Source organism: Mesorhizobium sp. M8A.F.Ca.ET.218.01.1.1, from assembly GCF_004791165.1.
Classification (GTDB): Bacteria; Pseudomonadota; Alphaproteobacteria; order Rhizobiales; family Rhizobiaceae; genus Mesorhizobium.
Map to the genome: position 1 here is coordinate 36651 of NZ_SRUZ01000010.1, position 25878 is coordinate 62528.

The 25878-nt window shown below is 63.9% G+C and carries 30 protein-coding genes; 17 read left to right on the forward strand and 13 right to left on the reverse strand.

All coding sequences use genetic code 11. From position 1 onward, the window contains the following. The first annotated feature begins 8 nt into the window (after positions 1-8). The 3 genes from EN861_RS29470 to EN861_RS29480 all read left to right on the forward strand — a co-directional run bounded on the left by EN861_RS29470 (position 9) and on the right by EN861_RS29480 (position 2298). Positions 9-1073 carry a DMT family transporter gene (locus tag EN861_RS29470; RefSeq protein WP_127280452.1) on the forward strand — a complete coding sequence of 355 codons (1065 nt, stop codon included), beginning with the start codon at positions 9-11 and terminating at the stop codon, positions 1071-1073. 3 nt (positions 1074-1076) lie between these two features. Beyond that, a complete protein-coding gene (locus EN861_RS29475) occupies positions 1077-1457 on the forward strand; it encodes a DCC1-like thiol-disulfide oxidoreductase family protein (protein ID WP_127280451.1) in 381 nt (126 codons plus the stop codon). Positions 1458-1614: 157 nt separating this feature from the next. After that, positions 1615-2298, forward strand: coding sequence for a PadR family transcriptional regulator (locus tag EN861_RS29480; RefSeq protein WP_127280450.1), 684 nt, complete (start codon positions 1615-1617; stop codon positions 2296-2298). An 81-nt stretch (positions 2299-2379) separates the two neighbouring features. Here the strand turns inward: EN861_RS29480 and EN861_RS29485 are convergent, their stop codons facing one another. Together EN861_RS29485 and EN861_RS29490 are read right to left on the reverse strand one after the other, a co-directional pair. After that, the gene (locus tag EN861_RS29485) at positions 2380-2640 is read right to left on the reverse strand and encodes a YiaA/YiaB family inner membrane protein (RefSeq protein WP_127280449.1); all 261 of its coding nucleotides are present in this window, start codon (positions 2638-2640) and stop codon (positions 2380-2382) included. 63 nt (positions 2641-2703) lie between these two features. Then, positions 2704-3381 carry a PspA/IM30 family protein gene (locus EN861_RS29490; RefSeq protein WP_135867281.1) on the reverse strand — a complete coding sequence of 226 codons (678 nt, stop codon included), beginning with the start codon at positions 3379-3381 and terminating at the stop codon, positions 2704-2706. Positions 3382-3561: 180 nt separating this feature from the next. Here EN861_RS29490 and EN861_RS29495 point away from each other — a divergent pair, with 180 nt between their 5' ends. Both EN861_RS29495 and EN861_RS29500 read left to right on the forward strand, forming a co-directional pair. Then, positions 3562-4203, forward strand: a complete 642-nt coding sequence (locus EN861_RS29495) for a TetR/AcrR family transcriptional regulator (RefSeq protein ID WP_127278828.1) — start codon at positions 3562-3564, stop codon at positions 4201-4203. 44 nt (positions 4204-4247) lie between these two features. Beyond that, positions 4248-4541, forward strand: coding sequence for an HlyU family transcriptional regulator (locus EN861_RS29500; protein ID WP_127278827.1), 294 nt, complete (start codon positions 4248-4250; stop codon positions 4539-4541). 37 nt (positions 4542-4578) lie between these two features. On the opposite strand, the gene EN861_RS29505 is transcribed toward EN861_RS29500, so the two are convergent. Together EN861_RS29505 and EN861_RS29510 are read right to left on the reverse strand one after the other, a co-directional pair. Continuing rightward, positions 4579-5466 (reverse strand): hypothetical protein, encoded by an 888-nt coding sequence (locus tag EN861_RS29505; RefSeq protein ID WP_127278826.1) that lies wholly within the window; start codon positions 5464-5466, stop codon positions 4579-4581. Positions 5467-5558: 92 nt separating this feature from the next. After that, positions 5559-6593, reverse strand: coding sequence for a class I SAM-dependent methyltransferase (locus EN861_RS29510; protein WP_127278825.1), 1035 nt, complete (start codon positions 6591-6593; stop codon positions 5559-5561). Between the two features lie 286 nt (positions 6594-6879). Between EN861_RS29510 and EN861_RS29515 the strand changes: the two genes are divergently transcribed. After that, the gene (locus EN861_RS29515) at positions 6880-8886 is read left to right on the forward strand and encodes an EAL domain-containing protein (protein WP_135867282.1); all 2007 of its coding nucleotides are present in this window, start codon (positions 6880-6882) and stop codon (positions 8884-8886) included. A 180-nt stretch (positions 8887-9066) separates the two neighbouring features. Here EN861_RS29515 and EN861_RS29520 read toward each other — a convergent pair whose 3' ends face one another. Continuing rightward, positions 9067-10269: an MFS transporter gene (locus EN861_RS29520; protein ID WP_135867283.1), complete on the reverse strand. Its 1203-nt coding sequence runs from the start codon at positions 10267-10269 to the stop codon at positions 9067-9069. A gap of 228 nt (positions 10270-10497) precedes the next feature. Continuing rightward, positions 10498-10956 carry an Lrp/AsnC family transcriptional regulator gene (locus tag EN861_RS29525; protein WP_127278829.1) on the reverse strand — a complete coding sequence of 153 codons (459 nt, stop codon included), beginning with the start codon at positions 10954-10956 and terminating at the stop codon, positions 10498-10500. 171 nt (positions 10957-11127) lie between these two features. On the opposite strand from EN861_RS29525, the gene EN861_RS29530 reads away from it, so the two are divergent. Further along, positions 11128-11862 (forward strand): AzlC family ABC transporter permease, encoded by a 735-nt coding sequence (locus tag EN861_RS29530; protein WP_127278823.1) that lies wholly within the window; start codon positions 11128-11130, stop codon positions 11860-11862. Then, entirely contained in the window at positions 11859-12158 is a 300-nt protein-coding gene (locus tag EN861_RS29535) for an AzlD family protein (protein WP_127278822.1), read from the forward strand. Before EN861_RS29530 ends, EN861_RS29535 begins: the two co-directional genes overlap by 4 nt. A gap of 54 nt (positions 12159-12212) precedes the next feature. On the opposite strand, the gene EN861_RS29540 is transcribed toward EN861_RS29535, so the two are convergent. Beyond that, positions 12213-12845 carry an FMN-dependent NADH-azoreductase gene (locus EN861_RS29540; RefSeq protein ID WP_135867284.1) on the reverse strand — a complete coding sequence of 211 codons (633 nt, stop codon included), beginning with the start codon at positions 12843-12845 and terminating at the stop codon, positions 12213-12215. Between the two features lie 109 nt (positions 12846-12954). Between EN861_RS29540 and EN861_RS29545 the strand changes: the two genes are divergently transcribed. Then, positions 12955-13917, forward strand: a complete 963-nt coding sequence (locus tag EN861_RS29545) for a LysR family transcriptional regulator (RefSeq protein WP_135867285.1) — start codon at positions 12955-12957, stop codon at positions 13915-13917. A 42-nt stretch (positions 13918-13959) separates the two neighbouring features. On the opposite strand, the gene EN861_RS35610 is transcribed toward EN861_RS29545, so the two are convergent. Then, positions 13960-14058, reverse strand: coding sequence for a putative RiPP precursor (locus EN861_RS35610; RefSeq protein WP_189343773.1), 99 nt, complete (start codon positions 14056-14058; stop codon positions 13960-13962). Positions 14059-14234: 176 nt separating this feature from the next. On the opposite strand from EN861_RS35610, the gene EN861_RS29550 reads away from it, so the two are divergent. The 3 genes from EN861_RS29550 to EN861_RS29560 all read left to right on the forward strand — a co-directional run bounded on the left by EN861_RS29550 (position 14235) and on the right by EN861_RS29560 (position 17080). After that, entirely contained in the window at positions 14235-14816 is a 582-nt protein-coding gene (locus EN861_RS29550; RefSeq protein WP_127870067.1) for a TetR/AcrR family transcriptional regulator, read from the forward strand. 76 nt (positions 14817-14892) lie between these two features. Beyond that, positions 14893-16161, forward strand: a complete 1269-nt coding sequence (fabF, locus tag EN861_RS29555; RefSeq protein ID WP_127276886.1) for a beta-ketoacyl-ACP synthase II — start codon at positions 14893-14895, stop codon at positions 16159-16161. Between the two features lie 103 nt (positions 16162-16264). Next, entirely contained in the window at positions 16265-17080 is an 816-nt protein-coding gene (locus EN861_RS29560) for an oxidoreductase (RefSeq protein WP_135867286.1), read from the forward strand. 44 nt (positions 17081-17124) lie between these two features. On the opposite strand, the gene EN861_RS29565 is transcribed toward EN861_RS29560, so the two are convergent. Continuing rightward, entirely contained in the window at positions 17125-17718 is a 594-nt protein-coding gene (locus EN861_RS29565; RefSeq protein WP_127870069.1) for a TetR/AcrR family transcriptional regulator, read from the reverse strand. Positions 17719-17784: 66 nt separating this feature from the next. On the opposite strand from EN861_RS29565, the gene EN861_RS29570 reads away from it, so the two are divergent. Next, positions 17785-18210, forward strand: a complete 426-nt coding sequence (locus EN861_RS29570) for a VOC family protein (protein WP_135867287.1) — start codon at positions 17785-17787, stop codon at positions 18208-18210. 9 nt (positions 18211-18219) lie between these two features. On the opposite strand, the gene EN861_RS29575 is transcribed toward EN861_RS29570, so the two are convergent. Further along, a complete protein-coding gene (locus EN861_RS29575) occupies positions 18220-19170 on the reverse strand; it encodes a trypsin-like peptidase domain-containing protein (RefSeq protein WP_135867288.1) in 951 nt (316 codons plus the stop codon). 170 nt (positions 19171-19340) lie between these two features. Here EN861_RS29575 and EN861_RS29580 point away from each other — a divergent pair, with 170 nt between their 5' ends. The 3 genes from EN861_RS29580 (at position 19341) to EN861_RS29595 (ending at position 21954) form a co-directional block, all read left to right on the forward strand. Continuing rightward, positions 19341-20213, forward strand: coding sequence for a S1C family serine protease (locus EN861_RS29580; RefSeq protein WP_135867289.1), 873 nt, complete (start codon positions 19341-19343; stop codon positions 20211-20213). Positions 20214-20221: 8 nt separating this feature from the next. Beyond that, entirely contained in the window at positions 20222-20854 is a 633-nt protein-coding gene (locus EN861_RS29585) for a helix-turn-helix transcriptional regulator (protein WP_135867290.1), read from the forward strand. A gap of 233 nt (positions 20855-21087) precedes the next feature. After that, positions 21088-21954 carry an NAD(P)-dependent oxidoreductase gene (locus EN861_RS29595; RefSeq protein ID WP_135867291.1) on the forward strand — a complete coding sequence of 289 codons (867 nt, stop codon included), beginning with the start codon at positions 21088-21090 and terminating at the stop codon, positions 21952-21954. Here the strand turns inward: EN861_RS29595 and EN861_RS29600 are convergent. The 3 genes from EN861_RS29600 to EN861_RS29610 form a co-directional block, all read right to left on the reverse strand. Next, positions 21951-22244 carry a type II toxin-antitoxin system RelE/ParE family toxin gene (locus EN861_RS29600; RefSeq protein ID WP_127276902.1) on the reverse strand — a complete coding sequence of 98 codons (294 nt, stop codon included), beginning with the start codon at positions 22242-22244 and terminating at the stop codon, positions 21951-21953. The genes EN861_RS29595 and EN861_RS29600 overlap by 4 nt on opposite strands. Beyond that, positions 22241-22480 carry a type II toxin-antitoxin system ParD family antitoxin gene (locus EN861_RS29605; RefSeq protein ID WP_245464295.1) on the reverse strand — a complete coding sequence of 80 codons (240 nt, stop codon included), beginning with the start codon at positions 22478-22480 and terminating at the stop codon, positions 22241-22243. The genes EN861_RS29600 and EN861_RS29605 overlap by 4 nt, the downstream gene beginning before the upstream one ends. 393 nt (positions 22481-22873) lie before the next feature. After that, the gene (locus tag EN861_RS29610; RefSeq protein WP_135867292.1) at positions 22874-25117 is read right to left on the reverse strand and encodes an OmpA family protein; all 2244 of its coding nucleotides are present in this window, start codon (positions 25115-25117) and stop codon (positions 22874-22876) included. 198 nt (positions 25118-25315) lie between these two features. Between EN861_RS29610 and EN861_RS29615 the strand changes: the two genes are divergently transcribed. Beyond that, positions 25316-25762: a YcgN family cysteine cluster protein gene (locus EN861_RS29615; protein WP_127276920.1), complete on the forward strand. Its 447-nt coding sequence runs from the start codon at positions 25316-25318 to the stop codon at positions 25760-25762. Positions 25763-25878 lie beyond the last annotated feature (116 nt).

Genomic DNA, 25878 nt, shown 5'->3' on the forward strand with positions numbered 1-25878 from the left:
GGTGAGCCATGTCCGAAGCACAGTCCCATTCGCATCTGTGGCCAGGCGTGCCGCTTGCCCTTGGCTCGGCCGCCTTGTTCGGCGCGACGCCGCCGCTGTCCAAATTGCTGCTCGACAGCGTCAGCCCGTTCATGCTGGCGGGTCTGCTGTATCTCGGCGCCGGCATTGGCCTGGCGCTCTACCGGCTCTTGCGCGGCAGGCAAGCCGGCGCCGGCGAAGCGCGCCTGGCCGCCGGGGACATTCCGTGGCTGGCGCTGGCGATCGGCATGGGCGGCATCGTCGGGCCGGTGCTCCTGATGTTCGGCCTCACCCTCAACACGGCGTCCAGTTCCGCCCTGCTGCTCAATCTGGAGGGGCTGGCGACGATGGCCATTGCCTGGCTCGTCTATCGCGAGAATGTCGACCGGCGCCTGCTTTTCGGCGCCTTCGCCATCCTGGCGGGCGCGCTGCTGCTGTCCTGGGCGGGGCAAGGCGTTGCCTTCAATCTTGGCGCGCTGCTTGTCGCGGGGGCCTGCCTGGCATGGGGCCTGGACAACAATTTCACCCGCAAGATATCGGCGGCCGATCCGGTGGCCATCGCCATGCTGAAGGGATTGGTGGCGGGCGCCGCCAATGTCGGGCTGGCGCTCGCCTCCGGCGCGGCGTTTCCAGCCGCGACGACGGTGATGGCCACGGCCGCCGTCGGTTTCTTCGGCATCGGCGTCAGCCTCGTGATGTTCATCCTCGCGCTGCGGCATCTCGGCACGGCACGCACGGGAGCCTACTATTCGCTCGCTCCCTTCATCGGCGCGTTGCTGGCGATCCTGATGCTGGGCGATGCCGTCACGCTCAAGCTCGGCATTGCCGGCCTGCTGATGGGGGTTGGCCTGTGGCTGCATCTGTCCGAGCGTCATGATCACGAGCACGACCATGAAGCGCTGGAACACGAGCACAGCCATGTGCATGACGAGCATCACCAGCATCATCATGACGGGCCGGTCAGCGAGCCGCATTCGCACTGGCACCGGCATGCGCCGCTGCGTCACAAGCATCCGCACTATCCCGACCTGCACCATCGGCACGATCACGGCTGACCGATGCCAGGGCCAGCGCTGACCGTCTGGTACAACACGCGCTGCCCGGTCTGCGATGCCGGCATCAGCCGGCAGAAGCGGCGGCTAATCGAGGCGGTCAAGGCCGGGCGGATCGCGTTTCGCGACATCAACCTGGAGCCCGATGCGCTGTCGTCGCATGGCGCCTCGCTGGAGGATATCCGCCGACGGCTGCATGCGACCGATGCCGAGGGTGGATTGCTCGTTGGCGCCGACGTCGCGGTCGCGGTCTGGCTGGCAACGCCGGGCGAGGGCTGGCTGGCGAGCCTGTTCGGCAATCGGCTCGTGCTGCCGCTGACCCGCCTTGCCTATGATCGCTTCGCCGATCTGCTCTACGCCTGGAATCGGCGCAAGGCCCGCTGGTAGCCTCCCTCCACACTATCCAACCCAGCCGGGCCTGACGCGTCGACGCCATGGATGTCGCTTGGCTCATGGCCAGATACATCGTAAGATATATCTTGACTCAGCAGTTTGGTGTGCCTAATTAAGATATATCGTAAGATAGAACTCAAGGAGCAATCAAATGCACAGACACAATCATTCCGACCATCATCATTTCGGCGAGCGCATGTTCATGCACATGGCCGGCAAGTTCGGTGGCAGAGGCGGCGGCGGCTTCGGTCCGTTCGGGGGCAGGGGCGGCGGGCGCGGTGGCCCGGGCGACATCTTTCGCGCCGGGCGGATGCTCGCCGATGGCGACCTCAAGCTGATCACGCTGTCGCTGCTGGCCGAGGCGCCGCGCCATGGCTACGACATCATCAAGGCGCTGGAAGAGCGCACCAGCGGCATCTACAGTCCGAGCCCTGGCGTGGTCTACCCGACGCTGACCTTCCTGGAAGAGGCCGGTTATGCCGTCTCGTCGAGCGAAGGCAACAAGAAGGTGTTTTCGATCACCGAGGCCGGGCAGGCGCATCTGGCCGACAACCGCGAGATGATCGACGGCGTGCTCGAACACCTCGAACGCTTCGGCCGCAAGATGGCCAAGGCGCGCGACTGGTTCGGCTGGAGCGACGACGGCGAGGACCGTCGCGGCGGCCGTGGCGGTCGTGGCGAACGCTCGGAAACGCGTGACGAATTCCGCGCCATCCGCCACCGGCTGCGCGCGGCGCTCGGCGACATCGTCGATGCCCCTGCCGAAAAACAGGCCGAGGCGATCGCCATTCTCGAAGCCGCCGCCGAAGCGCTGGAAGCGCTTACACACCGCTGAGCCAGCAAGACCGGTTCTTGCCAGTTAGACCGCAAAAAAGCCCGGGGAGACCCGGGCTTTTGTCGTGGGGCCATGCCGGCATCATTCCTTGCCGACATATTCGCTGATCAGCTTTTCGTTGCGCGCCTTTTCGATCTTGGCGGTGGTCTCGGCGGAGATACGCTCGTCGGTGCGATACTTGACCAGGTTCACCAGGCTGCCGGTGAGCAGCAGGATGCCCATGCCCCAGTAGCCCTTGGTCGACAAGTCGACGGGCGCCAGCCACAGCGACAGGCCAAGCATGAAGTAGGCGGCGCCGACCGAGACGGTGTTGAACATGATGTAGGTCTGGTTGCTGTTCATTGTCGTGTTCCTTTGATTGGATCGAAGTCGGGTTTGACAGGATTGTGGTCAGGTCCAAGGTCTTCAGTTGATGGTCTTCATGCGTTCCAGCACGTCCCTGGCGCACACCTTCACCGCCGGGCCGTGCCCGGCGTCGGCAAGGCGGTCGCGGATCGCGTCATGACGCAGCTCGCCGTCGATCTCGTCGAGAATGCCGGCCTCCTCGAACGGATCGCTGGCTCCCTTGATGCGGGCTAAAAGCTCCTCGGCGTCGTTGAGGCTCGCCGAATGGCCGATCGACCTGACGAGGCGCGACTGCGCCTTGCGCTCGGCATCGATGGCCCGGGCCGAGATCATGCCCTGGTTGAGGTCGATGATGCGGCGGTGCGCCCGCTCCACCGAGACGCGCATCCGCAAGGTCTTTTCGCCAAGGCTTTGCACCGTGGCACGGCGGACCTCGCGTTCATTTTCCAGTTCGGCGATGGCCGCGGCCCCGCTTTCGGCTAGCCCGTCGTTGCTGGCGGCCAGTGCGCTGATCGTGCGTGTCTCCAAGTCGGCGTGGCGGCGGTCGAGATGGTCGAGGCCGGCCTGCTCGGCACGTTGGCGCACGATCAGTGAGGCAAGCGTCTGCTTGGCGGCGGCAAGTCCCGTCTCGGCATCGCGAATGCGCTGCGCCAGAAGGTCGATGGCGAAGCGATCCTTCAGGCCGTCCTCGGCCCGTGCGCTCGCGCCGTCGAGCAATGTTCTGATCAGGCTAAGCATGGTTCTTCTCCCTTCGAAGTTTCTGTGAACAATGTTCACGATGCCAACGTAACAGGAAATGAACACTGTTCAAGAGCTTTTTTGAACGCTGTTCACGATGCGCGGCATATGGTAAACGAAGCGGCATCGGGTCGCGAACAGCAGGCCATCCGCAAGGCGCGCTCATTCAGAAGGAAAAGCATGGCACTGGACAAGGAAGAGGCGGGCGAGCGGGTGCTGGCCATTGCCGAGACGCTGCTCAACGAAGGCGGCATGGACAATCTGAAGGCCAGGACCATCGCCGAACAGGCGGGCATCTCGGTCGGCTCGGTCTACAATCTGTTTTCCGATCTCGACGGTGTGCACCGCGCCGTCAACATGCGGCTGCTCGACCGGCTGGGTGTCGCGGGGGCGGCGGCGATGGCCGACCTTGGCAGGCGCGGCATCACCGACGTGCGCCAACGGCTGATGGCACTGGCCGGCGCCTATGTGCGCTTCGTCGAGGCTCATCCCGGCAGCTGGCCGGCGCTGCTTGCCTTCAACAGGCGGCGTCCGGTGCTGACCGAGCCCGATGTCTATGAGGCGCGGCTCGACCAGTTGTTCGAGATCATCGCCAGTGTCCTTGCCGATGGCGGCTTCGATCTCGACGAGGACACGCGCCGGATCGCCGCGCGAACCCTCTGGTCAAGCGTGCACGGCATCGTCACCAGCGGTTATGCGGCCAGGTCCGTGCGCCGGCAGGCGGACGAGATCGACCAGCAGATCGCGCTCCTCGTCTGTGTCTTCATCAGGGGGCTGGAACGAGGCGGCACATTCGCGCATGCTGGGAAAACAACGTCGTGAATCGCATACCGACGGCGGTCGTAGGCGACAAGGAGATTTGAGCGATGTCTTTTCTGAAACGTCTTTTCGGCGGCGGTGGCGGCGAAGCGGCCGAGCCTGCAAGTGCCGCGCCCGCCAAGCAGGTCGAACACAAGGGGTTCACGATCAGCGCCACGCCCTACAAGACCGAGGGCCAGTACCAGACCTGCGGCGTCGTCTCCAAGGAGGTCGATGGCGTGGTGAAGGAGCACAAATTCATCCGCGCCGACCGCTTTGCCGGGCTGGACGATGCCGTCGATATCTCGATCAAGAAGGGCATCCAGCTCGTCGACGAGCAGGGCGAGCGAATTTTCGGCTAGGGCACAAGACGCGCCATACCTTACCGAAGCAGATGCATCAGTTCGTCCGGGATTGAGTGACCGCCGGCGCGGGAGCAACCGTCGGCGTCGGTGCGGCCGTCGCCGGGGGAGTGGCCTTGGCCTCAGATCCACCAATGACATAGCCCGGCTCTTCCGAGTACGAATAGACCTTCGTTACGATGCCTGATTTGAGCGCTTCAGCGTCCCAGACGTTATATAGGCCCTGCGGTGTTGCCAGCCCCATCATGGCGAACACATCGGCGCTGTTGAGGCCCATTTGGTCGAAATAATCTGACATCATCTGCTTCAGCGCCGGATCAGCCACGGTCGAAATTTCATCGAGATTTCTTCTGCCGTTGTGCATTCGGGGTTTGTTCCGGCCGTTCGTTATCTGATGGACGGCGATACGGGCAGTGGCAGCCGCGGCGCGAACCCGGCCTCCGGCCAAGGCCCATGGGCAAGCCGAGAAACAGTACGCCCCGCCAGAATGAACTTCCCCTTCCGACCAGCCGTCCCTAACGATCTTTTCCGGACAGCGCGGAACCAGCATCGGGCAGCCATTCAACTGCGTCCTGCCTATCGCGGTTTCGAGGTTGGCGTCCCGGATCATGTGCCCGATCGCAAGCGCCGCATCCACGTTTCCGCCGCCGGACTGAAACACGATCGGAAGTCTCTGGCCCTTCAGACTCCGCAGAAACTTCTCAAATTGTCTATCTGTATCAGGTTTAATGATACCTTCTGCGGATATCCATTGAATGCAGCTTACATTGCAATCGCCGTTCCGAACCAAAATGAAATTCATAGGCCATTCTTCGGGCGCTTTCTGCTTTGCGGCGCCCGACGAGGTGCCAACCAAGGTCAGGGACGCAAGGAAACCTGCGACAATCAAGCGAAAGACTGCCCGCAAGCCCAGGCGAGTTGCCATGATGGAAAACCCCCACAAACAAAAGAAGAACCCTCGAGCACTCCGTTTGAAGCGCTCGAGGTCCCCATATCAGCCGGTGTGCCGTCAGGGTATCATCCGCGCTTTTGGATGACGCCGTAGAGCACGTTGCGGTTCTCGCCGAAGTACACCTGCGCCTCGACGGTGTTGCGGTCGACGCTGGCATTGATGATGTTCCACATGTCGACCTCCGACCGCAGCAGCAGCACCCAGTCCATGAACGTTTCCCGGTAGCCGGCGTCAGGAGTGCCCTCGGCGTAGTTCGCAAACAGGAATGTCCCGTTCGGCTTCAGCATCTGCAGGCATGTCTTGGTGAGTTTCACGGCGACATTGTGCTGGAGGTAGTCGTAAAGGCCCGACGCATAGATGAGATCGAACTTGCCAAGCTTTTGGCTCCTGGTGAGCACGGTGCGTACCGAGCCGTCGATGGCCTCGACCGCGGTGCCCTGGAAGTCGCGCGCGATCAGTCCGACGCTCTGGGGATCCTGGTCGAGCGCGACCCAGCGCTTGAGGCGGCCCTCGGCCAATGCGGTCGAACGGTTCGCTTCGCGCAGATGGCCGGCCGCGATCGCCAGGACTTCGGTTTCGGGTCCATTCTTGGCCGCGGTTTCATCGACATAGCGGGTCAGCAGATCGCGGCGTTCCCGTGCCGCGACGCATGACGGAACGTTCTGGGTATGGCTGTAAAGCGCCTTGCCGATCTCCGAGGCGCTTGCCACGCTCTCGGCCACGTGCGGGTCACAATAGATGTAGTCGAGCAACTGCGCGTCGCCGGAATACCCCCTGGGCTTGGTGAAGGACCAATGCGTCAGCGGATCCTCGAGAAAGTACTTCTGGAGCGGGTGGTTCTGCACCAGCGGTATCAAGGCTTGCCACACGTCGGGATGGACCTTAGCACGCAGCGCGTTGAGGAGCGACAGCAGGCGGCGAACAATCTCGGCGGGAGATTTTTGCTGCTCGACCTGTTGCTGTGTCGTCTGGAGGATGAGCGCCAGCTCCGCGCGAGCGGTTTCGAACGCTTCGCCGTGATGCTCGGGCTTTCCGCGACGGAGACCACCGGCAATCGCCTCCGCCGTAATCAGACTCTGGCCGTCAAAGACAGTTTGCACACCAAGGCTCCATAGTTAACAGTCAGTTAACTTATTGCTTAGAATACTCGGTTTGCCAATGTCGGCTCGCGGGCATTTTATCGGTATGATTAATTTCCCGCTAACCATGTCAATTCTTTGAGGTTTTTAAGGAGGGGATTCCGGGTTCGAGTTAACGGAAACTTGTCCTGCATCATTGCATTTGATCGCGCGGCAAGACGTGTCGTGCCCAAGGAGTCGGTCTGCGTTGGGGGCAGAAGCTGCAAAAGAATTCGGAACGCGAGATGCCCTTCAGCCGGGATTCGTCGTGAACGAACGCGCGTCGTCCAGAGTGGCAGATGCGGTGGATTCGGAACCGCACGACCCGCGCCAGGAACTGGGGGCGGCTGAACTTCGCATCCTTTACCGGACGGAAGCCCAGGCGAAGCGAAGAAAGGAGGCCAGGCCGGGCCTTTGGATCGCCGTCGTCATCTATGTCTTGTTTTCGGTATCGGATCTGCTGCTGATACCGGATGTCGCGGCCCTTACGATCACGGCCCGCTTCGCTGTCGGACTGACCGCACTGTTGGTTCTGGAAGCACAGCTTCGCCGGGGAGTCGCCACGGACTGGCTTGACGTGACCTGCGCCGGGGCCATCATCTTCGGTTATCTCGGCTGGCTTTGCCCTGCCTCCATGGGCGAGAACAAGGAAAGCGTCGCCTATTACATGGTCTTCGGCACCATCTTCATGATGAGTGCCAATCTTTTCTTCACGTTCCGGTTCAAAGTGTCGATCATAACGTCGACCATAATTTTGTGTATCTTGTATGTGGTGAACTACTTTCTACCGGCGTCGCTGACATACAAGATGGTATTCGGCACTTTCTACGTTTCGTGCTTCACGTTCACGTCCTATGTGAACTGGAAGCTGAACGAAGAGCGCTACAACGTCTTCCTGAACGCGCTGGAAGCCAAGATCCAGCACAATGAGGCCACCGAGCGCGGCAAGGCCCTGCTCAGGCTGTCGCGGACGGATCCGCTTACAGGTCTGGAGAACCGGCGCGCGATCGACGAGAAACTGCGCGACTACTGGAATGACTGGCAAAAGCTTGGCCATGGTTTTGCGGCGATCCTCATCGACGTCGACTTCTTCAAGAAGTTCAACGACTGCTATGGCCATCAGGAAGGCGATCGTTGCCTGATCCAGGTCGCCAATGCGCTCAGCGAGTTGATCAAGCAATATGACGGCTCCATCGGCCGCTATGGCGGTGAGGAATTCATCGTCCTGGCCCGCATGGGCAGGAAAGACCAGGTCGCGGATCTCGCGGAAGCCATTTGCCGCACGGTCGAGAACCTGGCGATCGCGCACGAGTTGCGGCGGGACGGCATCGCGATCGTGACGGCGAGCGTGGGCGCCGCATTCACCAGGAAGCAGACCGCCGCCAAGCTGGAAAAGATCATCCACGAGGCCGATCGAGCGCTCTATCTGGCAAAAGCCAGCGGCCGAAACTGTGTCCGGCTGTTCGATCCGACCGATCCCCAGAGCAGCGACGAGAGCGAGAACCTGGCGGCTTTGCTGAAGATCGCGATCGGCCAGGATCTCGTTTCGCTCGTCTATCAGCCCATCCAGGACGTCGCGTCGGGCAGGGTCGAGGCCGTGGAGGCGCTGATGCGCCTCAAGATGCTGGACGGCACCCTGGTTCCGCCGAGCCTGTTCATTCCCGTCGCGGAGCGAACCGGCGCCATCCTCGAGCTCGGGCGTTGGGCAATAAGGACGGTGTGCGCCGAGCTCCTGGCGCAGGATCACGTGCGCGTCGTCAGCGTCAACGTCTCGCCGATCCAGCTCAAGACGCCCGGCTTCGCGACATCGGTCGCGACCATTCTGGGCGAGACCGGCGTGACCGGCAACAGGCTGGCCTTCGAGATCACCGAAGGGCTGGAGATGGAGATGCACTCCGACATCCTGCGCTGCATCAGCGACCTGAAGCTGCTCGGGATCAGGATTTGGCTCGATGATTTCGGGACGGGCTTCGCCGGCCTTTCGTGGCTTCGTCTCATCGATTTCGATACGGTCAAGATCGACCGCTCGTTTCTCCACGACTGCGGCACCCCCAAGGGCATGGCGATGCTGCAGGACATCATCGCGCTGGTCAGAAATCGCGGCCACAAAATCCTGGTCGAAGGGGTGGAGACCGAGGAGCAGATGCTCCTCATGCGCCAGTTCGGCATAGACAAGGTCCAGGGCTTTCATGTCGGCCGCCCGGCTCCGGCCGCGATTTTCCAGGCCAAACGGGCCGTTCAAAAACGGCCGTTCACGGTCCTCAAGTCGGCGTGACGCCGAAGCAGGCGGTGGCTTGACCGGCCATTGGCCCGTCAAGCCCGCGTGTTTCTGGCCGCGATTGCCGTCCGGTCGTGCCTACAGCATGTCGCGGCGAATAGGATTCGCCCGACCTGCTGTAGGTGATTTTATGCATGTCGTTATGCCGGAACCGAGGACACTTCCGGGCGGCATGCATTATGCCGTCTGGAACGTCCTGCGTGGCAGCGGCGGGAAGGCGATGGCTATGCCCGCGGCGCCCAGTCCGATGAGAGCCGAGCCGATGAACAGCCAATGGTAGCTGGCATAAGCGTCGAAGATCATGCCGCCGGCAAGCGGCCCCAGCGCCATGCCGAGGCTGGAGAGCATGGTGGCGGCGCCGAACACGGTGCCGAGGATGCGCTGGCCGAAATATTCACGCGCCAGCACCGCGTAGAGCGGCATGACGCCGCCATAGGTGGCGCCGAAGATGACGGCCAGCATATAGAACTGGTCGAGCTGGCTGATCGAGAGATAGGCGGCAATGACGATCGCCTGGATCGCCAGCCCGGCGATCAGCACCGGCTTGACGCCGAGCCTGTCGGCAAGCACGCCGTAGAGCAGCCTGCCGCCGAGCCCAGCCAGACCCTCGACACTGTAGATCGAGACAGCGGCCATCGGGGCGACGCCGCACAGCATGGCGTAACTGACCATGTGAAAGATCGGGCCGGAATGGGCCGCGCAGCAGGCGAAGAAGGTCAGCCCCAGCACGATGAATTGCGGCGAGCGCAGCGCCTGCCCGACCGTCAGGCCGGCGCCTTCGGCGACTGGCGCCGCGGCCGCATCGGAGGCGGCGGGCTTCGGCGGCTGGCGCACCAGAAGGACGGCGGGCAATAGGAGCACCCAGGCCAGGAGGCCGATGTCGAACATGGCGGTGCGCCATTCATAGGCCGAAATCAGCCAGCGGGCCAAGGGCGAGATCGTCATCGGCGCCACGCCCATGCCGGCCGAGACCAGCGATACCGCCAGCCCGCGATTGGTGTCGAACCAGCCTGAGGTCAGCGCGATCATGGGCGCGAAGAAGGCGCTGGCCGCAAGCCCGACGAGCACGCCATAGGTGATCTGGAAGGTGAGAAGCGAACCGGCGCGGCTTGCCAGCACCAGCGCCAGCCCGAGCAGCACGGCACCGATCGTCACGACGATTCGGGCGCCGAAGCGGTCAGACAGGGCGCCCCAGGCGAATCCGCCGAGGCCCATCACCAGGAAGTTGAGCGTCATGGCGCTCGAAATGCCCGCGCGCGACCAGTTGGTATCGAGCGCCATGGGTTCGAGGAAGATCGCCAGCGAGAACATGGTGCCGATGGCGACGCAGGACATCAGCGCGCCAGCCGCGACGATGACCCAACGGTAGGAAAGGTTCATGGTTTTCTCCCATGCCGGAACGCAGTCTTGAGGCGGCACGGTCCAGCTTCGCCGTGCCCTTGCGTCCGTAGGACGCCGGCATCGGCGTTCATCCTACAATCCGGTTGCATTTTTTATCCAGTCTGGATGCCCGGATTGCGGCGGTGCCCCGAAATACTGGCTCCCTGAATTTGACCTCCATTTTCGATCGTGCTTTCGAGTTGCAAGCTGCTGCATTCCTGGCCTGTCCTAGATCGGCAGTTCCGACGTGTATTTGATCGTCTGGCTCGGCACGTCGGTCTTGACGTTCTGCACGCCCTTGATGCGGCTGAGATGTTCCGACTGGAAGCGGCGGTAGTCGTCGATGCCGGCTGCCACCACGCGCACCATGGCGTCGCAGTCGCCCAGCATGAGATAGCATTCCATCACTTGCGGCAGCTTGGCCACCTCGGTGGCGAAATGTTCGATCGTGTCCTCGTCCTGCGCCTTCAGCCAGATGCGGGTGAAGAAGGTGAGGCCCTTGCCGATGCTGGCCGGATTGATCACGGCGACATAGCGGTCGATGATGCAGGCTTCCTCCAGCAGCTTGACGCGCCGCAGGCAAGGCGAGGGCGACAGGCCGACCTCATTTGCCAGATCATTGTTGGCCATGCGGCCGTCGCGCTGCAGCGCCCGCAGGATGCGCTTGTCGATGTCGTCGAGCTTCATGGTGTTGAATTCCATTTTCCTGGCAATATGTGACAGTGAATGCCAAAATTGGCTCAAAGACAACAATCTTCGCAACCAAATTGCCGAGAAGTGTGGGTATGTTTTGCTCCTGACACCCAAGAAATTTCAAACGCGGGGCAGGGCGGCTGTGAGGCTGGCCTGTGGCAGACCATGAGCATTTCACAGGCAGTCGAAGCGGCCGGCAATGGTTCGCAATCCGAGTTCCGTCGTGGTGTGACGTCCTGCGCGCCGGTGCAGGTCGGCACCATTCCCTACGCGCTGGTGCTTGGCGCCCAGGCCACGCAGAAGGGGCTGAGCACGGTCGAGTTATCGATGATGACCGGGCTGAACTTCGCCGGCGGCTCGGAATTCGCGGCGATCCAGCTGTGGACGTCGCCGCCGCATATCCTCCTCATCGTCGCCATCACCTTCCTGGTCAACAGCCGTCATTTGCTGATGGGAGCGGCGCTGGCGCCATTCCTGCGCGAACTGCCGCGGCGCAAGGTTTTCCCGGCGCTGTTCCTCATGTGCGACGAAAGCTGGGCGCTGGGCCTGGCCGACGCCAAGCAGCGCGCCGCCGCGGGCATCGGCCCGGCCTTCAGCCCGCGCTACTATATGGGCGCCGCGCTGGCGATGTATCTCACCTGGGTGGCTTTCACCTCGCTCGGCGCCTTGCTCGGCCCGATGCTGGGCGATGTCGGGACCTATGGTTTCGACATGGCGTTTCCGGCCGTCTTCCTGGTGCTGATGCGCGGCATGTGGAAGAGCGTGGCGGCGGCGCGGCCCTGGCTGGTCAGCCTAGTCGTCGCGGCCCTTGTCTATCTCTTCATTCCCGGCGCCTGGTATGTCGCGGCGGGTGCGGTGTCGGGGCTGCTTGCTGCCTGGTTGATGGCAGGTGATGCATGATCGACATGACAACCCTTTTCACCATCGTGCTGATGGCCGGAGTCACCTATCTCACACGGATCGGCGGCTATGTCGTCCTGCGCAACCGTGTGCTGAGCGCGCGGGCGACCGCGGTGATGGAGGCGGCACCCGGTTGCGTGCTGATCTCGGTCATCGCGCCGGCCTTCGTGTCGCGCAATCCCGCCGACCTTCTGGCGCTGGCCATCACCTTCATCGCCGCGACGCGGCTTTCGATGCTGCCGACCGTGCTGATCGGCGTCGCTTCGGCGGCCCTGCTCAGGCTTTTCATTGGCTAAAACGAAAAAGGCAGGCGCGAACGCCTGCCTTTCGAGTTCAGATGATCGCGAGCCTTACGCGGCGGCAGCGGCCTGCTGGCTGGCCACCACGGCATCGACCTTGGCGGTCGCCTTGGCGAGCGCCGCGGTGACCGCGTCGGGCCCCATGCCGACGCCTTCGATGCGGATGACATCGACATCGGTCATGCCGAGGAAGCCGAGCACGCCGCGCAGATAGGGAATGGCGTGATCGAACTGCACGGCCGCGCCCTCGGAATAGATGCCGCCCGAAGCCAGCACGATATAGACCTTCTTGCCGGTGACGAGGCCCTTGGGGCCGTTCTCGCCATAGGCAAAGCTCCGGCCGGAGCGGGCGATGTGGTCGACCCAGGACTTCAGCGTCGAGGAGATGTTGAAGTTGATGAAGCCGGTGGCGAGGATCACCGTGTCGGCGGCGAACAACTCGTCGAGCACGACGTCGGAAACGCCCACCACTTCGGCCTGGCGCGGGGTGCGCGCTTCAACCGGGGTGTAGATGCCGGTCGCATAATCGGTATCGATATGCGGCAGCGGGTTGGCGACGAGATCGCGCACGACCAGCGTGTTCGACGGGTCGGCGGCCAGAAGCTTCTGGGCGAATTCGGTGGCGATGCGGGTCGAGTGCGAGGCAGCGCCGCGCGGGCTCGAGGTAACAAGAAGAATGGACATAGCGGGTCTCTCCAGTGGAATGAATTGTCCCGCTCCATATGGGGCTATCGATCCATCAGATAAACTGGTATATTTTCTATATGATCCATCTATCGAATGGATAGGATAAATGCAGCCGAACCCGACCCTCGACCAGCTCCAGATCCTTGTCGCCGTTGCCGACACCGGCAGTTTCTCGGCCGCAGGCCGCAAGCTCAACCGGGCGCAATCCGTCATCAGCTACGGCATCGCCAATCTCGAGGCGCAGCTTGGGCTGAAGCTGTTCGAGCGCGAGGGCACGCGCGAGCCGCAACTGACCGAGATCGGCCGGGCCATGCTGGAAGACGCGCGGCGCATGGTGAGCGTGCTGCAGCGCATCCGCTCACGCGCCGACGGCCACCATCATGGGCTGGAGGCCGAGGTGGCGCTGGCGGTCGACGTGGCATTGCCTTCACCCGTGCTGGTGCGGGTGCTGAAGGCGTTCGAGAAGCAGTTCCCGACCGTGACGCTGCGCCTGCATATCGGCACGCTCGGCCTCATTCCCGATCTCGTCGTCAGCGGCCAGGCGGATCTCGGCATTGGCGGCTTGCTGGGCGATGTCGACGTGCACCTCGTGCGCATCGGCTTCATGTCCCTGGTGCCGGCGGCCGCACCCAACCATCCACTGGCGCTGCTGCCGAAGCCGGTGGCGCTCGAGGATGTGCGCGAGCACACGCAGCTCGTCGTCATTGACCAGTCCGAGCGCACCAAGGGACGCGATTACGGCGTCTTCGCCTATCGCACCTGGCGACTGACCGACATGCGCACCAAGCACATATTGATGCGCGAGGGGCTGGGTTGGGGCGGGCTGCCGCGCTGGCTGATCGCCGACGATCTGGCCAGTGGCCGCCTGGTGGAACTTGATCTCGAACCCTACAAGGAAACGAGCTCGCCCTTGTTTGCCATGCACCGCAACGACCGCAGCCCGAAGCCGGCGGCCGCGTGGCTGATCGACCGCTTCAAGCGCGGGCTCGGCTGCTTCAACGAATTCGAGCCCGGCGAGGTGCCCGAGGACGAGCCGGAGACCCATGGCGCTTCTGGTTCCGGTATCTGACCTGGCAACTCGCAGCCGAACTTCTAGGTCCCGCCGCGGACATCACCGGATCACCGTCACCCCGGAAACCACGATCTGCGCCGTGCGGGCCGTCAATCTCCCACGTCTGCGTAGCGTCGGTTTTTCATAGGTCTTTTTCATCTGTCGGTCCCAATGTAAGCCTCGAGGGATGAGTTGAGCCCTGACATAACGAGATACGAGCGTTCCGGTTGCGTCGCCATTCCATCCTCTGCCGCGGAGGGAGGGATTCAAATTAGATTGCGTTCAAACTCTATCCTTGTTATAGATGTCGAACGAAATCTAAATTGGGAGTCGAGATGCGAGTCAGTCGCACACAGGCGGAAGCAAATCGCGACGCGGTCATCAACGCGGCGAGCCGGCTTTTTCGAGAGCACGGCTTTGACGGTATCGGGCTGAAGGATCTGATGAAGGGTGCCGGGCTGACCCAAGGCGCCTTTTACAAGCAGTTCGACTCCAAGGAGGATCTGGCAGCGCAGGCATCGCGGCGAGCGATGGAACACGCGACCCGCAGATGGTCGGCTGTTGCTGCCGGAAGCCCCGACCCCCTTGAAGCCCTTATCGGGCTCTACCTTTCAACAGGGCATCGCGAAGAGAAGAGCGACGGTTGTCCGATCGTGGCGCTTGGTTCGGACGCGGCGCGCCAAGGCGAAGAGGTCAGGGCGCCATTCCAGGATGGCATAGCAGCCCACCTCGAGGTTCTCGACGAATTGATGCCGGCGGCAAAAGGTCCAAAAACCCATCGCAAGGCGATGGCGATGCTGTCTCTGATGGTGGGTGCCGTGACGATCTCCCGTATCCTCAAGGATGAAGAGATGTCGCAGGGTTTTCTCGATGCCGCCGCCGGCGAAGTCAGGCGAATTGCGGCCGCGCAGGAATAGAGGCGGTTATCGCGACCGGGCGCCCGCGCTGCGCCATCACGCGAACGGATCAAGCAGAATGACAGCTGGAGTAGAGATGCGTCGGATCGTTATTACAGGCATGGGAGCAGTCAGCCCTCTTGGGGCCAGCGTGGCGACGTCCTGGTCCCGGCTCCTGGCTGGCCGCTCGGGCATAAGGAGCCTGCCGGCCGAAATGGTGGGAGACCTGCCGGCGAAGGTCGGCGGAACGGTTCCCTCGTTGCAGGAAGACCCCGAAGCCGGCTTCGATCCAGACACCGTCCTGGCCCCGAAGGAACAGCGCAGGGCGGACCGCTTCATTGTCTTTGCACTGGCGGCGGCGGAAGAGGCGCTGGCCCAGGCGGGGTGGAAGCCGGTCTCGGACGATGACAGGGCTCGCACCGCGACGATCATCGCTTCGGGTGTCGGAGGATTTCCCGCGATAACCGAAGCCGTGCGAACCGTCGACCAGCGCGGTGTTCGGCGTCTCTCACCGTTCACCGTGCCATCTTTCCTGGTGAACATGGCAGCGGGACAAATTTCGATCCGACACGGGTTCAAGGGTCCGCTCGGCGCTCCGGTGACGGCCTGCGCGGCCGGCATCCAGGCGATCGGCGATGCGGCGCGTCTCATCCGCGCCAATGAGGCCGACATCGCGGTCTGCGGCGGAACGGAAGCCTGCATGAATGCGGTCAGCCTCGGCGGCTTTGCCGCGGCACGCTCCCTTTCGACCTCCTTCAATCACCGTCCCGATCAGGCGTCCCGTCCGTTCGACATGCTGCGAGACGGCTTCGTCATGGGCGAAGGAGCCGGAATCCTGGTCGTCGAGTCCTTGAGCCATGCGCTTGCGCGCGGCGCCAAGCCGCTGGCCGAGCTCGTCGGCTACGGCACGACGGCGGATGCTTATCACATCACGTCCGGACCCGAGGATGGCGACGGTGCGCGCCGAGCCATGGAGATCGCGATCGCCCAAGCCGGCATTTCGGCACGGGAAGTCCGCCATCTCAACGCGCACGCGACCTCCACGCCGGTCGGCGATGCGGGAGAGATCGAGGCGATTAAAAGGGTCTTCGGCGCGGACTTCGGCATAGCGGTCAGCGCAACGAAGTCGGCGACCGGACATCTGCTCGGAGCCGCCGGCGGGCTGGGGGCCATCTTCACGGTGCTGGCGCTCAGGGACCAGGTCGCACCGCCGACGCTCAATCTGAGCGCCCCCGATCCGGCCGGCGACGGGATCGACTTCGTCGCAAACCACGCCCGGCCAATGGAGATGGACTACGCGATCTCCAATGGCTTCGGCTTTGGCGGGGTTAACGCCAGCGCGTTGTTCCGGCGCTGGACGGACTAGCCAGCCGGTACGACCGCCGGAGCGGCCGCTGATGAGCCGCTGGCCCTGGACGACCAGCGGGCCACATTTTCGAAACGCAACCCTGGCCTAAGAAAGAATTTCCATGAACAAAACCAATCTCGGCGTCGCCCTGGTCACCGGGGCGTCCTCCGGCATCGGGCACGCAACGGCCAAGGCCCTGCTCGAGGCGGGCTTTCGCGTGTTCGGAACCAGCCGTCGCGAGGCGGGCGAGAGGACCGACGGCGTCACCATGCTGACCTGCGACGTGACCGATGACGCGTCCGTGGCGAAACTGGTCGATGACGTTCTGGCCAAGGCCGGACGCATCGACCTGCTTGTCAACAATGCCGGGATGGGTCTGTTTGGCGGCGCGGAGGAGTCCTCGACTGCGCAGGCCCAGGCACTGTTCGACGTGAACGTCTTCGGCGTGTTGCGCGTGACCAATGCGGTGCTGCCGGCAATGCGGCGCCAGGGAAAGGGCAGGATCGTCAATTTGAGTTCGGTACAAGGGTTCATCCCGGCTCCCTATTTCGCGCTTTATGCGTCGACCAAACATGCCATCGAGGGCTATTCCGAATCACTCGACCACGAACTGCGCCCGTTCGGCATTCGCGTTGCATTGGTCGAGCCCGCCTATACACGCACCTCGTTCGAGGAGAATCTCGCTGCTCCCGATCAGGTGCTTGATATCTATGACTCCGCGCGCGCCGGCATGACCCTAGCCGTGCGGAAATCGATGGAAAGCGGCGATGCGCCCGAAGCGGTGGCGGCGACGGTCTTGAAAGCGGCCACCGATCCCGCTCCGAAGAGGCGCTATACGGCGGGAAAGATGGCGCGCCAGGTCAGTCTCCTGCGCCGTTTCGTCCCCGCGACCGCATTCGACAAGAGCCTGCGAAAGCAGCTCGGGTTGCCGGTCTGAGAGGGGGCTTTACTCGCGAACACCGAGCTGACCAGGAACCAACTTCAGGCGCGCGACAGTCCGTCGATCAGCGCCATAAGGACGGCGCGGTAGTCCTCGGCTGATGCGCCCGCCTCGATGGCGAGCGCCGCCCGATCGAAAGCCGAGCCGAGCAGGGCTGTCAGCGCCTCCGCCGGCAGCTTTGTCATCGATCGTGCGCGCATGGCCGCGACAAGGCCTTCACGCAGCGAGCGGTTGCCGTGGCGGTTATCGATGGCATCCATGGCGGCACGGCCGAGTACGGCCGGGCCGTCGAGCAGCAAGAGCCGCGTGCGGCCGGGCGCGCGCATGGCGGTGAGATAGGCTTCTGACCCGGCAATCAGCGCATCGCGGGGGCTGAACGAAGGCGGGGAGGCGCGGTCGATCTCTTTCGCCACCGCCGCGGCCTCCTGTTCAACCACGGCGGCGAATAGCGCCTGCTTGTCGGCAAAGTGGTGGTAGAGCGCGCCGCGCGTCACGCCGGCGGCGGCGACGATCTCCGGCGTGCCGGTCTCGGCATAGGACTTCTCCGTAAACAGTTTGCGCGCCGCCGCGATCAGGTCGGCGCGTGTCGCCTCGGTGCGGTCGCGGTTCGAGCGGCGTCCGGATTCCTGTTGCATACATGCAGCCTGTATGTTAATCCACTTTACATGCAGACTGTATGTTAATTGACGGGAGAAGGAAAGATGAAGACGACGAGCTACTATCCGGTGCTGATGACCGGCGATGTCGCCGGCACGGCGGCCTTCTATGTCGAGCATTTCGACTTCCGGGCCCTGTTTACGAGCGACTGGTACGTGCACCTGCGATCGGTGGACAACAGCAGGGTGAACCTCGGCATCGTCCAGGGCAACCACGAGACGATCCCGGAGGAGGGGCGAGGGCGGACCTCGGGCCTGCTGATCAATTTCGAGGTCAGGGATCCCGATGCGGTCTATGAGCGGATCCTTGCTGCCGGCCTGCCGATCCTGCGCACGCTGCGCGACGAGCCCTTCGGCCAGCGCCATTTCATCACCAAAGACCCCAACGGCGTGCTGATCGACGTCATCAAGCCGATCCCGCCCAGCGAGGAGTTCCTGGCGCAGTATGCGGAAGGCGCGGCGGGGGCTTGAGCGGCCGCCTCAGCTCGCCCTTGCCACCGGTGTCACCGCCACATGGCTGACGCCGGTGCGGCGCACCACGGTGCACTGGGTCTCGCGGCCGATGCGCTCGGCGTCGAGCATGCGCACGAGGTCGTCGACGCCGGTGACCGGTCGTCCGTCAATGGCGGCGATGATGTCGCCTTCCTTGAGACCCGCCTTGGCCGCCGGGCCGTCCTTCTCGACACTGCGCAGCCGTACGGCCGTGCTGGTCGAGACCTGCGACAAGAGTGCTGCGCGGCGCGGCAAATTGACGGTGTCGGCGGAGATGCCGATGAAGGCGCGGCGCACCCGGCCGAAGCGGATGATCTCGGAGATGACGAATCTTGCGGTGTTGGAAGCGACGGCGAAGGCGATGCCTTGCGCGCCGTGGATCATGGCGGTGTTGACGCCGATCACTTCGCCCGCCGACGACACCAGCGGCCCACCGGAATTGCCGGGGTTGAGCGCCGCATCGGTCTGGATGACGTCGTCGATCAGCCTGCCGGTCGAAGCGCGCATCGAGCGGCCGAGCGCCGAGACGACGCCAGAGGTGACCGTCCACTCGAAGCCGAGCGGATTGCCGATGGCAATCGCGATCTGGCCGCGCCGCAGCCGCTTGGAATCGCCGAGCGGCGCCACATCGGCGAAGCTGCCGTCGGCGCGCACCAGGGCGATGTCGGTATCGGGATCGCGGCCGAGCACGCGGCCCTCGCTGGAGGCGCCGTCCGGCATCGAAACGCGCACCGTCTTTGCATCGCCGACGACATGGAAATTGGTGACGACCAAGCCGTCCGGCGCGATGACGAAGCCCGAGCCATGGCCGCCCGGGCCGCCGATGCGCTCGATGCGGCAGACCGCCGGGCCGATGCGGTCGACGGCGTCGGCTACTGTTTCGGAATAGGCGTCGAGCAAGGTGTCATCGGATTGGATTTTGGGGGCGGCGAGGGCCATCAGTTGGGTTCCGTGTTTTCAGGCTTTTTCGTGACTATATGTGCGGAGCGGCCCGAACCGCCGCGACCTGACCAGATGGCCAGTCGAACCCGTAACTAGCCGTCAGGCGAGTACCTGCAGGCGCGCCGTCGAGCGATATCTGGGACATGCAAGAAACCCAGGAGACCCTTATGAGCGACTTCAATCTGAGCGCGTTTTCAGACGCCATCGCCGATCTGGCCGCCAAGGCCGCCCCCGCAACGGCGAGCTTCACCACCCATCATCACCGCACGGCCAGTGCCTTCCATTGGAGGGACGGTTATTTCGTCACCGCCGAGGAAGCCGTCGAGGCCGGCGAGGAGATCGAACTGACGCTGGCTTCGGGCGAGACAGTGAAGGCCGAGCTGGTCGGTCGCGATCCTTCGACGGGCGTCGCCCTGATGAAGCCGGCGGATGCGGCCAACGCGCCTGCCCTTGCCAAGGCCGATGCCGTTCGGCCGGGCAACATCGCCATTGCCATCGGCAACAGCCAGGGTTCGGCACTGGCTGTGTCCGGCTCGGTCGGCGAGGTTGGTCCGGCCTGGCGCTCGATGCGCGGCGGCGCCATCGACCGGCGCATCAATCTGGCCGTCGGCGCCGGCGGCCGCTTCGAGGGCGGCCCGGTGCTCGACGCCAAGGGCGCGCTGATCGGCATGCTGCTGTTCGGGCCGCGCGGGCGCGCGCTGGTCATGCCGTACGAGACGATCGAACGGGCCGTCGCCACCTTGCGCGAAAAGGGCCATGTCGCGCGCGGCTATCTCGGCGCCGGCCTGCATCCGGTTCGCGACCGCGACGCGCATGGCGCAATGGTGATGAGCCTCGACGACAATGGCCCGGCCAAGGCCGCCGGCCTCTCGCTCGGTGACATCATCGTGGCGTGGAACGGCGAGGCCGTGCATGGTCCGCGCGACCTTATCCGCCGGCTCGGGCCCGACAGCGCGGGCGCTTCGGTGACGTTGGGTGTCGTGCGCGGCGGCGAGCAGCGCGACGTCGTGCTGACTATCGGCGAAAAGCCGCTGAGCTGAGAGGATCGATGGAAACACTCGCCAGCGACCGGATCGGGACCGACAGTGCGGCTTCGCGGCGGCTGGTGGTGCTGATTGCGCTTGCCGATGCCGGACGCGCCGAGCGCCTGGCGGCATCGCTTGCCGCCAGCGACGACCTGTTGCCGATGGTCGTTGGCGGCGGCAGGGCCGACGTTGCGGTCGTCGACGACAGGAGCGGTGATGCCGTGCCGGCCTCGGTGCCACGGGTGCTGCTCTCGGCGCGTGCCAGCGCAGAGCGGCCTGCCGGCGAAGTGTTTGCCGTCATGCCCGCCGGCGCGGACGACCTGCTGATCGCCGCGGCGGCGCGGTTGGCCGCCGCTGGCTACAGCATATCGGGCAATGGCCGCGCGCCCGGACATCGCGAGGATTTCCACGCAGGCGAGCCGTTCGAGGATGAAGTTTTGGACGAGCACGCCGCCCGGCCAGCGCTGTCCCCGCGCGAGGCGGAAGTGCTGGCGCTGCTTGCCGAAGGGGCGCCCAACAAGGTGATCGCGCGGCGGCTCAACATTTCCGTGCACACGGCGAAGTTCCATGTCGCCGCGATCCTGATCAAGCTCGGGGCCGCCAATCGTACGGATGCCATCGCCATTGCGATGCGTCAGGGGCTGGTGCTGGTCTGATATTGCTCAGACGGCCGTTTCGATATCGGTCAGTCGAAGGTTATCGCCCTTGAAAAGCAATGGCATGGCTTCGAGCCTTGCCGTGGCGTAGGCAATGCAGTCACCGAAATTCAGCTCCGCCGGGTGCCATCGGCCTCCGCAGCGTCACCATGGCTTCCTGTCGCAAGCTCTTGTATCCCGCCGCGGCGCGGGCAAGGATCGCGCCGACGAAAAGTTGCAGGGAGGCGAAGAAAATGTCGCTCGAGGGAAAGACGCTGTTTATCTCCGGCGGGTCGCGCGGCATCGGGCTGGCGATCGCGCTGCGGGCCGCGCGCGACGGCGCCAATGTGACCATCGCGGCCAAGACCGCCGAGCCGCATCCGAAGCTGCCGGGCACCATCTACACCGCCGCTGAAGAGATCGAGCAGGCGGGCGGCAAGGCGCTGCCGGTGCTGTGCGACATCCGCGAGGAGGCGCAGGTCGCCGAGGCGGTCGCCAAAACCGTCGAGAAATTCGGCGGCATCGATATCTGCGTCAACAATGCCAGTGCCATCCAGCTCACAGGCACGCTGGAAACCGACATGAAGCGCTACGATCTGATGCATCAGATCAACACGCGCGGCACCTTCCTCGTGTCCAAAACATGCATTCCGCACCTGAAGTTGGCCAAAAACCCTCACATCCTGAATCTGGCGCCGCCGCTCGACATGAAGGCCAAATGGTTCAAGAACCACGTCGCCTACACCATGGCCAAGTTCGGCATGTCGATGTGCACGCTGGGCATGAGCGCGGAATTCGCCAGGGATGGCATCGCGGTCAATTCGCTGTGGCCGATCTCGACCATCGACACGGCGGCGGTGCGCAATCTCCTGGGCGGGGCGACCGTGGCGGCGATGAGCCGCTCGCCCGATATCATGGCCGACGCCGCGCATGCGATCTTCATGCGGCCGTCGCGCGAGGCAACAGGCAATTTCTACATCGACGAGGAGGTGCTGCGCGCCGAGGGCGTCAACGATTTCTCGGTCTATGCGCCCGGGGCTACCGGACCGCTGGCGGGAGATTTCTTTGTGCCGGACGAGGTGTTTGCGAATTCCGATACGAAGATCAGGACAGCCTTCTAGAAATGCCTGGGATAGTCCATGCGCTGATGCAAAATGCGTACGACGTTGATGGATCCCTGGCCCATTCGCAGAAACACCACGTGTGACCCGACGGCATACTTCAACAAATCCGGACGGATATTCGAGGCGCTTCTCGCGATCGTTGGGAATTGATCTATAAGTTTGACCACGGAGTGGATGGTGCGGATATACGCCTCCGCTCGCTCCGCGCCCCATTCACCTAAGGAATGGTCCCATATGGCGTCCAGGTCTGCTTTCGCCTTCGGCGAAAACCGGACGGTCCGCTTCACCGGTGTTTCTTGGACTTGAGAAAAGCCTCGATGTCGAATGGCTCGGGATCGCCAGAGTTGTCCCCCTCATCAATAGCAGCCCGAAGCTGCTCAAGCTTCAGTTCCTGTTCTTCCAAAAGACGCAGGCCTGCGCGAACGGCTTCGCTGGCTGAGCCGAAGCGGCCGCTCGCGATCTGTCGCTGGATAAAGGCGTCGTACTGATCACCCAATGTGATGGACGTGTTCTTGGGCATCATCAATCTCCGATACCAATAGATGGTATCAATTCGTCGGAAAGTTGACAAGCATTGGAGCGCGGTCTCTCATTCACGCCTGCCTTGCTCAGGCCCCTCAGCCGGCGTTGGCAGCGTATTCGGCCACCAGACCATCGATGGGCTTGATGCAAAAAACCCCGCCGGAGAGGGCCGGCGGGGCTCGATGCGTCCCGCTGGAGTCGGGACGGGGCAGGGAACGCCCAGTGCAGAATCTGGGGTGCGAAGCCCGGTGATTCAATGAGCCGGCTCCAAGGGCTGTACAATTCTTGTTGACCCGGCAGCGCTGCTGCCAGTTCCAGCCCATCCCGGTGACCGGGATGAGCTGCTATTGCCGACCTGATTCCAGAAATCACCGCAAGGCGCTGGAAACGCAGGTCAATTGTTGCTCGCCACCGGCGCCACCAGCGAGGTGATGCGACGGATGGCGACGCGCCTGTTCTCGCGGTTGGGCGCCGAGGTGTCGACCTTCAGATACTCCTCGCCATAACCCTGTGTCGTCAGATTCTCGGGCGGGATGCCGAAGGCATTGGTCAGCGCTTCCGCAACCGCTTCGGCACGGCGATCCGACAGTGCAAGGTTCGCCTCCGGCGTTCCGACGGCGTCGGTATGGCCCTCGATCAGGAAGGTCTCGGCTGGGTTCTTCTTCAGCAGTTTCTCCATGGCGTTGGCGACGCCCTCCAGTTTCTGCACCTCGGTGTCGGAGATCGAAGAAGAGCCGAATTCGAAGTTCAGCGTGTCGAGGTCAATGCGCCGAGCAATGTCACGCACGCGGGCCGAACGCTTGACCTCGTTGATCGAATAGAGGCGCTGCACCTTCTCCACCGGCGGCTGTTCGAGGAAGGTATAGTAGTCGTCGTCGCTTTCGACATCCTCGGAATCGAGAATGTAATCCCGGCGCGGGATGGTCAGCCGGATCGGCGGCAGGTCATCGCCGGGATCGCGCCAGTCGTTTTCGTCCTGGTAGCTGCGCTCGTCGACATAGCTCAGCACATATTCGCGACCGTCGGGCGCGATGCGCGACCGCTGCAGAATGTCGCCGTAGCGGTTGCGGATGGTGACGATCCGGAAGCCATTGTCGCGCTCGACCGTCTCGCGCGTGCGGCCCTGCGGCAGGTCCTCGTAGTAGACGTCCTTGGCGCCGCGGGTCAGGCGCGGGCGATCATTGCTCTGGACGAACGTCTGATCGTTGAACTGGATGATGACCCGGTCACCGATCTCCTTGAGCACGTCGACGCCCTTGGGCCGGCGGCGATCACGAATGTCCTCGTCAGGCGCGCGCTCGAGGCGCTTGCCCTGCTCCTGAGTCACAGGCACGATCTTTTCGGGCCTGATCGCCTCCTGGGCGGTCCTATCGTCCGTTGGGGGCGGACCCTGATCCACCGGCGCCACTACCGGCTTGCGGCCCTGGTTACCGCCCTCCTGGGCATTCTGCCCGCCATTTTGCTGCCCACCATTCTGCTCTTCGCCATTCTGGTTGGCGGGCTTGCGGCCGCCCTGGCCATTCTCGCCGCGACCCTTGCGCTTGGCATCCTTCTGGCTGTCGAGGATGGGGGCGGCGTTCTTGTCGGCGGGTGCTTCCCCCTGAACGGGGTTTTCGCCCTGGACAGGCGCGGCCTTCCCGCCGGTGGCGGGCTGCTCTCCCGTCGCCGGCTGTTCGCCGGTGGCGGGCTGTTTGCCGGTCAGCGGCTGTTCGCCGGTCGCAGGCTGCTCACCGGTCGCCGGCGGTTCGCCAGCCGGTTTCCTGCCGTGTTTCTTCGTCTTGTCCTGCGACTGCTCGCCCTGGGCGGCAGGCTGCTCGCCGGCGGGGGCCGGTTCAACCTTCGGCGTCGCTTCGCCGGCAGGAGCTTCCTTGGGCGTCGGGGCGGTCTCCGGCACGGCGGCCGGCGCCTCTTTCTGCTGATCCTGCTTGTGTTTCCTGCCGGGCTTGACCGGCTGGTTGTCGTTGGCGGGCGCTGCCTCGCCGGCGGGCGCCTGTTCGGTCTGCTGCTGCTGGTCGCGCTTCTTCCTGCGCGGCTGCTGCTCGTCGGTGGCGGGCGCTGCCTCGCCGGCGGGCGCCTGTTGGGTCTGCTGCTGCTGGTCGCGCTTCTTCCTGCGCGGCTGCTGCTCGTCGGTGGCGGGCGCTGCCTCGCCGGCGGGCGCCTGCTCAGCCTGCTGCTGCTGGTCGCGCTTCTTCCTGCGCGGCTGCTGCTCGTCGGTGGCGGGCGCTGCCTCGCCGGCGGGCGCCTGCTCGGCCTGCTGCTGCTGGTCGCGCTTCTTCCTGCGCGGCTGCTGCTCGTCCGTCGCCGGCGCTGCCTCGCCGGCCGGTGCCTGCTCAGCCTGCTGCTGCTGGTCGCGCTTCTTCTTGCGCGGCTGCTGTTCTTCGGCCGCGGGGGCGGGCTTCTCGGCGGCGGGAGCGGACTCCGTCTGCTGCTGCTGCTCGCGCTTCTTCTTGCGCAGCTGTTCCTGGTCGCTCTGCCCCTGATCGGTGGGCGTGTCCTGCGCCAGGATGATCAGCGGCGTCGCGCCGCGCTGCATGGGGCCGAACGCGGCTGTCCCCTGGAGCGGGGACGCGCCTAACGGCGCGGATGCCATCAACAGGCCAAGGGCTGTGCCTGCCAGAATCCGTGGTTGGCGTTTCATCGAAATTCTCCTTGTGGGGTCCCATCCTTGCCGAAACCGCTTTTAACGAAATTGGTTCCAGCGGCGCATCGTTAGGGGCCGTACGGGGCTATTGGCCGGCCTTTTGAAGGCAAATTCGTGTCATTCGAACGAGTTACCGCGCCATTTCCCGCTCTTGCAGCGCTTGACCTCGGCGTCGGCTGGGGCCACATGCCGGAAATGGAAACGCCGTTCTGGAAAACCAAGACGCTGGAAGAGATGAGCCCCACGGAGTGGGAATCGCTCTGCGACGGCTGCGGCAAGTGCTGCCTGTCGAAGCTCGAGGACGAAGACACCGGCGAAATCTACTGGACCAGCGTCGGCTGCCGGCTGTTCGACGCCGAAAGCTGCCGCTGTGCCGACTATGCCAACCGACTGGCGCGCGTTCCCGATTGCGTCGGGCTGACGCCGCAGAATGTGCGCACCATCAGCTGGCTGCCCAGCACCTGCGCCTACCGGCTGGTGGCCGAGGGCCGCGACCTCTACTGGTGGCACCGGTTGGTATCGGGCAGTGCCGAGACCGTGCATGAGGCCGGCATCTCGATGCGCGGCCGGGTCAAGGCCAGCGAGACCGACCTTGCCGAGCCGGAAGACTATTTTGACTATATGCTCGACGACGAGCCCTGAGGCGCGGACATCGGCAGGAGTTTGCCTGTCGGGAACAAGGACGAGGGAGGCGTTTGGCGCGGATATTGTTTGAATGCCGGCAAGGGATTTGGCCGGCGAGGGATTTGCAAATGACC

Bases quoted from the DNA above. Each gene is read 5' to 3' on its own strand.
- EN861_RS29470 (WP_127280452.1), top strand. From the start codon at position 9: ATGTCCGAAGCACAGTCCCATTCGCATCTGTGGCCAGGCGTGCCGCTT.
- EN861_RS29475 (WP_127280451.1), top strand. From the start codon at position 1,077: ATGCCAGGGCCAGCGCTGACCGTCTGGTACAACACGCGCTGCCCGGTC.
- EN861_RS29480 (WP_127280450.1), top strand. From the start codon at position 1,615: ATGCACAGACACAATCATTCCGACCATCATCATTTCGGCGAGCGCATG.
- EN861_RS29485 (WP_127280449.1), bottom strand. From the start codon at position 2,640: ATGAACAGCAACCAGACCTACATCATGTTCAACACCGTCTCGGTCGGC.
- EN861_RS29490 (WP_135867281.1), bottom strand. From the start codon at position 3,381: ATGCTTAGCCTGATCAGAACATTGCTCGACGGCGCGAGCGCACGGGCC.
- EN861_RS29495 (WP_127278828.1), top strand. From the start codon at position 3,562: ATGGCACTGGACAAGGAAGAGGCGGGCGAGCGGGTGCTGGCCATTGCC.
- EN861_RS29500 (WP_127278827.1), top strand. From the start codon at position 4,248: ATGTCTTTTCTGAAACGTCTTTTCGGCGGCGGTGGCGGCGAAGCGGCC.
- EN861_RS29505 (WP_127278826.1), bottom strand. From the start codon at position 5,466: ATGGCAACTCGCCTGGGCTTGCGGGCAGTCTTTCGCTTGATTGTCGCA.
- EN861_RS29520 (WP_135867283.1), bottom strand. From the start codon at position 10,269: ATGAACCTTTCCTACCGTTGGGTCATCGTCGCGGCTGGCGCGCTGATG.
- EN861_RS29525 (WP_127278829.1), bottom strand. From the start codon at position 10,956: ATGAAGCTCGACGACATCGACAAGCGCATCCTGCGGGCGCTGCAGCGC.
- EN861_RS29530 (WP_127278823.1), top strand. From the start codon at position 11,128: ATGAGCATTTCACAGGCAGTCGAAGCGGCCGGCAATGGTTCGCAATCC.
- EN861_RS29535 (WP_127278822.1), top strand. From the start codon at position 11,859: ATGATCGACATGACAACCCTTTTCACCATCGTGCTGATGGCCGGAGTC.
- EN861_RS29540 (WP_135867284.1), bottom strand. From the start codon at position 12,845: ATGTCCATTCTTCTTGTTACCTCGAGCCCGCGCGGCGCTGCCTCGCAC.
- EN861_RS29545 (WP_135867285.1), top strand. From the start codon at position 12,955: ATGCAGCCGAACCCGACCCTCGACCAGCTCCAGATCCTTGTCGCCGTT.
- EN861_RS35610 (WP_189343773.1), bottom strand. From the start codon at position 14,058: ATGAAAAAGACCTATGAAAAACCGACGCTACGCAGACGTGGGAGATTG.
- EN861_RS29550 (WP_127870067.1), top strand. From the start codon at position 14,235: ATGCGAGTCAGTCGCACACAGGCGGAAGCAAATCGCGACGCGGTCATC.
- fabF (WP_127276886.1), top strand. From the start codon at position 14,893: ATGCGTCGGATCGTTATTACAGGCATGGGAGCAGTCAGCCCTCTTGGG.
- EN861_RS29560 (WP_135867286.1), top strand. From the start codon at position 16,265: ATGAACAAAACCAATCTCGGCGTCGCCCTGGTCACCGGGGCGTCCTCC.
- EN861_RS29565 (WP_127870069.1), bottom strand. From the start codon at position 17,718: ATGCAACAGGAATCCGGACGCCGCTCGAACCGCGACCGCACCGAGGCG.
- EN861_RS29570 (WP_135867287.1), top strand. From the start codon at position 17,785: ATGAAGACGACGAGCTACTATCCGGTGCTGATGACCGGCGATGTCGCC.
- EN861_RS29575 (WP_135867288.1), bottom strand. From the start codon at position 19,170: ATGGCCCTCGCCGCCCCCAAAATCCAATCCGATGACACCTTGCTCGAC.
- EN861_RS29580 (WP_135867289.1), top strand. From the start codon at position 19,341: ATGAGCGACTTCAATCTGAGCGCGTTTTCAGACGCCATCGCCGATCTG.
- EN861_RS29585 (WP_135867290.1), top strand. From the start codon at position 20,222: ATGGAAACACTCGCCAGCGACCGGATCGGGACCGACAGTGCGGCTTCG.
- EN861_RS29595 (WP_135867291.1), top strand. From the start codon at position 21,088: ATGTCGCTCGAGGGAAAGACGCTGTTTATCTCCGGCGGGTCGCGCGGC.
- EN861_RS29605 (WP_245464295.1), bottom strand. From the start codon at position 22,480: ATGATGCCCAAGAACACGTCCATCACATTGGGTGATCAGTACGACGCC.
- EN861_RS29610 (WP_135867292.1), bottom strand. From the start codon at position 25,117: ATGAAACGCCAACCACGGATTCTGGCAGGCACAGCCCTTGGCCTGTTG.
- EN861_RS29615 (WP_127276920.1), top strand. From the start codon at position 25,316: ATGGAAACGCCGTTCTGGAAAACCAAGACGCTGGAAGAGATGAGCCCC.